1 protein-coding gene is annotated in these 275 nt (G+C 40.0%); it reads right to left on the bottom strand.

Going from position 1 to position 275, the window contains the following annotated elements; translation table 11 throughout:
* A partial coding sequence (locus Q5762_RS38290; RefSeq protein WP_315896929.1) for an HAD hydrolase family protein occupies positions 1-275 on the bottom strand: 275 nt, incomplete at both ends.

Here is a 275-nt window from a genome sequence, read left to right as displayed (position 1 = left end):
CATCTCCGCAAGCCATTATCTCATCAATGCCAATCCCTAATAGGTCAGCTAAACGAACCAATGCATCACCTTTGCTGACACCCTTAGGTAAGACTTCAAGTAAGATAGGGCGAGATTTGACAGTTGTATAGCTAGCAAAAAATTCTGCTGGTAAATTTTCCGTGCGTTGGTCTAACAGTTCTTGGTCAGTACAGATAACTGCTTTATTAAACCGATGTCCCTCTTCAAAATCATCAGGATTCCGCTTTAGAAAAGATAGGATTTCCATAATTTGA

It is taken from the genome of Streptomyces sp. P9(2023), assembly GCF_032436795.1.
GTDB lineage: Bacteria > Actinomycetota > Actinomycetes > Streptomycetales > Streptomycetaceae > Streptomyces.
Note: the sequence above shows the minus strand (reverse complement) of the source record. Positions and strands in the feature narration are given on the sequence as shown.